General features: G+C 73.8%; 2 protein-coding genes. Both read left to right on the top strand.

Annotation, left to right across the window (positions count from 1 at the left end):
- On the top strand, positions 1-3,183 hold a 3,183-nt coding region (locus ETD85_RS59285; protein WP_138698591.1), incomplete at its 5' end, for a non-ribosomal peptide synthetase.
- 14 nt (positions 3,184-3,197) lie between these two features.
- Positions 3,198-6,256 (top strand): non-ribosomal peptide synthetase (locus ETD85_RS59290; RefSeq protein ID WP_138698592.1); only part of this gene is annotated, 3,059 nt, incomplete at its 3' end.

Below are 6,256 nucleotides of genomic sequence, written 5' to 3' on the forward strand. Positions count from 1 at the left end.
CGCCCGGACCGGCCCACCCCGCCCGGCGTCGAGGACGTCTACCCGCTGACGCCGATGCAGAGCGGCATGCTGTTCGACGCGCTCATGGCCCGCGACTCCGGCCTGCACCTCATCCAGTTCGACCTGGTGCTGGACGGCGTGGACGACCCGGCGGGGCTCGCCCGCGCCTTCCAGCGCGCCGCCGACCGCGACCCGATCCTGCGCACCGCCGTGATCTGGGAGGACGTCGACACGCCCGTCCAGGTCGTGCACGACCGCGCCACGCTCCCCACCGTCCTGCTGGACTGGCGGGACCTGGACGAGCCGCAGCGGCAGGCCGCGCTGCGGCGCCTGCTCGACGAGGACAAGGCCGCGGGCGTCGACTTCACCACGGCCCCCCTGACCAGGCTCGCCGTCGCCCGGCTCACCGACGCCACGGTCCAGGTCGTCTGGTCGGTCCACCACATCCTGATCGACGGCTGGAGCGCCTCCGGCCTGCTCACGGACGTCTTCGCCGACTACGCCGCCACTCGCGGGGACGGCCTGGCCGCGCCCGCGCCGCGCCGCCCCTTCCGCGACTACGTGCAGTGGCTCGACCAGCGAGACGAGCCCGCCGCCAAGGACTACTGGCGGGAGCGGCTGGCCGGGTTCGACACGCAGACGAAGCTCGCCTTCGACCGGCAGCCGGGGGAGGGCTACCGCCCCCGCGCGACCCGCTCGGTCGAGGTGCAGGTGCCGGAGGAGCTGGCCGCCAAGATCGTCGCCTGCGCGCAGCGGACCAAGCTGACGATGAACACGCTCGTCCAGGGCGCCTGGGCGATCCTGCTGTCGCGCTACAGCGGCGAGCGGGACATCTGTTTCGGCACCACCGTCTCCACCCGCCCGGCCGACCTGCCCGGCGTCGACTCCATCACCGGCATGCTCATCAACACGCTGCCCGTCCGCATGGACGTCGACCACGGCCGCGCCCTGCTGCCCTGGCTGCGCGAGACGCAGCAGGAGCAGGCCGCCGCCCGCGAGTACGACTGGGTGCCGCTGCCCCGGATGCAGGCGTGGAGCGGCGTGCCCGCCGGGGTCAACCTGTTCGACAGCGTCCTGGTCTTCCAGAACTATCCCTTCGACCCCGGCATGACGCCGGACGGCATCGACCTGAAGAACATCGCCATCGGCTTCAGCACCAACTACCCGATCGGCCTCAGCGTCTTCCCCGGGCAGAGCCTGTCGATGCGGCTGCTGTACGACCCCGAGCTGTTCGACGCCGCCACCATCGAGCGGATCTTCCAGCACCTGCTCACCCTGCTGGAATCCGTCGCCGACGACCCCGCCCGGCCCATCGGCGAGATCTCCATGCTCACCCGAGCCGAGCACCGGACGCTGGTGAACGAGTGGAGCGGCACCCCGGCCGGCTACTCGATCGAGCGCCGCATCCACGAGGTGATCAGCGAGCGGGCCCGCCGGTGGCCCGACGCCGTCGCCGTGGAGCGCGGCGCCGACCGGCTGTCCTACGCCCAGCTGGAGAGCCGGGCCAACCGGCTCGCCCAGTACCTGACCGGCCTCGGCGTCACCTCCGACGTGCGCGTCGGCATCGCCGTCGAGCGCGGGCTCGACCTCGTCGTCGGCATCCTCGGCGTGCTCAAGGCGGGCGGCGCGTACGTGCCGATGGACCCCGACTACCCGCCCGAGCGGCTGCGCGTCATGGTCGCCGAGTCGCAGCCCGCGGTCGTGCTGACCCGCGAGGAGCTGGCGGGGATGTTCGACCAGGCCCAGGTCCGTACGGTCTGCATGGACCGGGACTGGCCGCTCGTCGCCGCCTGCCCCGACCGCGTGCCCGAGACCACCGGCGGGCCGCGCGACCTGGTCTACGTCGTCTACACCTCCGGCTCGACCGGCCGGCCCAAGGGGGTCATGGTCGAGCACCGCTCGCTCGTCAACACCGTCGAGGCGGTGTGCGACCTGTGGCTCACCCACGAGAGCCGGGTCTTCCAGCTCTGCCCGATGAGCTTCGACGCCGCCTCCCTGGACGTGTTCAGCACGCTGGCGGTCGGCGCCACGCTCGTCGCCCCCGTCGCCGCCTCCGGCTACGGCGGCGCCCAGCTCATCGAGGAGCTGCGGACCAAGGCGGTGACCGCGGTGACCATGCCGCCCACCGTCCTGCCAGCCCTCGACGCCGCCGCGCTGCCGAACCTGGAGTTCATCCGGGTCGGCGGGGAGGTGCTGAGCACCGAGATGGCCAGGATCTGGTCACGCGGCCGGAAGCTGGTCAACAACTACGGGCCGAGCGAGGGCGCCATCGCCGTCACCCTGTTCCCCGTCGATCCCGCCGCCGACTACGACAACGTCCCGATCGGCGGCCCCATCCCCAATGACCGCGTGTACGTCCTGGACGAGCGGCTCGCCCCGGCCCCGGTCGGCGTCACCGGCGAGCTGTACATCGGCGGCGACGCCGTGGCCCGCGGCTACATCGGCCGCCCCGACCTGACCGCCGAACGCTTCGTCGCCGACCCGTTCGGCCCGCCGGGAGCGCGCCTGTACCGCTCGGGCGACCTCGTCCGCTGGAACGCCGACGGCACGCTGGACTTCGCCGGCCGCGTCGACGACCAGGTGAAGATCCGCGGCTTCCGGGTGGAGCTGCGGGAGATCGAGAACGTCCTGATCGGTCACAGCGGCCTGGCCGAGACCGCGGTGGTCGTCCGCGAGGACGAGGCGGGCAACAAGCGGCTGATCGCCTACGTGGTGCCCGCGCCGGGCCTGCCCGCGCCCACCGCCGACGAGCTGCGCGCCCACCTGTCCGAGCTCCTGCCCGACTACATGGTGCCCGCCGCGTTCGTGCCCATGACGAAGCTGCCGCTCAGCCGCAACGGCAAGCTCGACCGCGACGCGCTGCCCGCGCCCGGCACGCAGGACGACGGCGGCGGCGACTACCTGGCGCCCCGCAACCCCACGGAAGAGGCGCTGTGCCGCATCTGGTCGGAGGTGCTCGCCATCGACCCCGTCGGCGTCGAGGACAACTTCTTCGACCTCGGCGGCGACTCCATCAGCAGCGTCCGGGTGGTCTCGCGGATGCGCGGCGCGTTCGGCGTGGACATCTCGCCCAAAGACCTCTTCGACCGGCCGCGGATCGCGGCCCTGGCCGAACGGATCCAGAGCAAGATCCTGGAGCTCGTGTCGGCGGCATCCGGAATCGACTCCTCGCGCGGGATCTGAAGGGATCACACCACATGTCCACGTCCTTCGAAGATCGGCTCGCGGCCGTACCGGCCCACCTGAGCGAGCTCATCCGGCGCCAGCTCGCCGGCGAGTCGGGGCCGCCCGCCGACGACGGGCGGATCCGGCCGGTGCCGCGCGACGCCGCTCTGCCAATGTCGTCCGCCCAGCAGCGGCTGTGGTTCATGGCCGAGCTGGAGCCCGACAGCCCCGAGTACAACGCGCTGCGCGCCCTGCGGCTGCGCGGCGACCTGGACGCCGAGGCGCTGACCGCCGCCGTCAACGGGGTCGCGCGGCGGCACGAGTCGCTGCGCACCACCTTCGACGCGATCGACGGCCGCGGCGTCCAGATCGTGCACGAGCACGCCGACCGGCCCGTCCCGCTCATCGACGTCTCGGGCAGGTGCGCCGAGGCGCGGCTGGAGGAGTTCCTGCTGCGCGAGATGAGCACCCCGTACGACCTGCGCAGCGGGCCGCTGTTCCGGGCGTCGCTGCTGCGGCTCGGCCCTCGCGAGCACGTCCTGGTGCTGGGCGTGCACCACATCGTCAGCGACGGCTGGTCCACCGGCAACCTCCTGGCCGAGCTGGCGGCGCTCTACACGGCCGGCACCGGCAGCGCGGATGGCCAGGGGGCCGCACTGCCGCCGCTCCCCGTCCAGTACGCCGACTTCGCGGCCTGGCAGCAGGAGCGCGCCGGCACCCCCGCACTGGACGACCAGCTCGCCTACTGGCGCGGCCGCCTCGACCGCCTGCCCGTGCTGGAGCTGCCCACCGACCGGCCGCGCCCGCCCGTCCGCAGCTCGGCGGGCGCGGTCTGCGAATTCCAGGTCCCGGCCCCGCTGCTGTCGCGCCTGCGCGAGCTGAGCAGGGCCAACGGCGCCACCCTGTTCATGACGCTGGCCGCCGCGGCCAAGGTCGTGCTCAGCCGCTACGCCGGCGAGCGGGACGTCGCCGTCGGCACCGTGACCTCAGGCCGCGGCCGTCCCGACCTGGACCACCTGATCGGCTTCTTCATCAACACGGTGGTGCTGCGCTCGCAGGTGGACGAGTCGCTGCCGTTCACCGCGTTCGTCCGGCAGGTCCGCGCGACGCTGCTGGAGGCGTTCGCCAACGAGGAGGTGCCGTTCCAGCGCCTGGTCGAGACGCTCAGGCCCGAGCGGGACCCGAGCCGCCCGCCGCTGGTCCAGGTCATGGTCAACCTGCAGAACCTGGCCGCCGGCGCCCCCCGCCTGCCCGGCCTGGAGGTGTCGGAGCTCCAGCCGCCGATCAACGTGGCCAAGCTCGACCTCACCTTCGACTTCTACGAGGACGCCCGGTCGCTGACGTGCTACCTGGAGTACAGCACCGACCTCTACGACGCGGCCACGGCCGAACGCCTGGGCGAGCACCTGGTCACGCTGCTCGAAAGCGTCGCCGACGCCCCCGACGCGCCCCTGCACACCCGGGACATGATCCCCGCGGCCGAGCTGCGCCGGCTCACCGCCGCGGGGCTCGGCACGCAGGCCGGGCCCGTCCCGGCCCGGCTCGTCCACGAGCTGTTCGACGAGCGGGCCGCGCTCACCCCGGACGCGCCCGCCGTGAGCTGCGGGGACGAGCGGCTGACGTTCGCCGGGCTGGCCGCCCGCGCCGACCGGCTGGCCCGCCACCTGCACGGCCTGGGCGCGGGCCCCGGCTCGCTCGTCGGCATCTGCCTCGAACGCGGCGTGGACGCCGTCGTCGCCATGCTCGGCGTCCTGAAGGCCGGAGCCGCCTTCCTCCCGCTCGACCCCGAGCACCCCGCCCAGCGCCTGGCCATGATGCTGGACGACGCCGCCGCCACGGTGGTGATCACCGAGCACCGGCTCCGCGACCGCCTCGCCGGGCATCCGGCCACGCTCGTGGACCTCGAACGCGACCGGCCCGCACTCGACCGGCTGCCCGCCACACCCCCGCGGACCGCCGTCACCCCCGACGGCCTGGCCTACGTCGTCTACACCTCCGGCTCGACCGGCAGGCCCAAGGGCGTCATGGTCAGCCACGGCAACGTCCAGCACATCATGCGCGCCTGGGACGCCTGCTACGACCTGACCGGGCTGCGCGGGCGCTGCCTGTCGGTCTCCAGCGTGGCCGTGGACGTCTTCTTCGGCGACTTCCTGCTGTCGGCCATGTTCGGCGGGGAGCTGCTCATCTCCCCTCCTGACGTGCTGGCCGACCCGCCCGCGCTGGTCGCCGCCCTGCGCGAGCAGCGCCCCGAGATCATGGTCACCACACCGTCGCTGGCCAAGGCCATCTCCCAGGAGCTGGTCTACGAGGGCGGCGCACTCGACTCGCTGCGGGTGCTCGCCGTCGGCTCCGAGCCGTGGCCCGCCGACGACTGCCGCGCCCTCCTCGACCTCCTGCCCGCCGGCACCATCGTCGCCAACGCCTACGGCGCGACCGAGACCACCGTCGACTCCACGGTCTTCGACGTGCGCGCCGAGACGATGGGGCCGCAGGCGACCGTCCCCGTGGGCCGGCCGCTGATCAACACCAGCGTGCACGTGCTGGACCCGCGGATGCGCCCGGTGCCCACCGGCGTCTACGGCGAGATCTTCATCGGCGGCGACGGGGTGGCCCAGGGCTACTGGAACCGCCCGGAGCTGACCGGGCAGCGCTTCCTGCCCGACCCCTTCTCCACCGACCCCGCCGCCCGGCTCTACCGGACCGGCGACGTCGGCCGCTGGCGCGCGGACGGCGTCCTGGAGCTGGCCGGGCGGGCCGACGACCAGGTCAAGGTACGCGGGTTCCGGGTGGAGCTCGGCGAGGTGGAGAGCGCGATGACCCGCCACCCGGGCGTCGCGGCGGCCGCCGCCGCCGTCCGCAGGGACGAGTCGGGACGCGACCGGCTGGTCGGCTACATCGTCCCCGCCGACGGCCGGACGTTCGACCTGGGCGAGCTGCGCGCCTTCCTCGCCGACATCGTGCCCGACCCGGCCGTGCCGTCCGCCCTGGTGCGGCTGGGGGCGTTGCCGATGACGCCGAGCGGCACCCTGGACCGGCGGGCCCTGCCCGCCCCCGAACGCGCCGGGCGCGCCGCGGCCGGCGCGTTCGGGGG

Origin of the sequence: Nonomuraea zeae, assembly GCF_005889725.1 — a bacterium.
GTDB classification, from domain to species: domain Bacteria; phylum Actinomycetota; class Actinomycetes; order Streptosporangiales; family Streptosporangiaceae; genus Nonomuraea; species Nonomuraea zeae.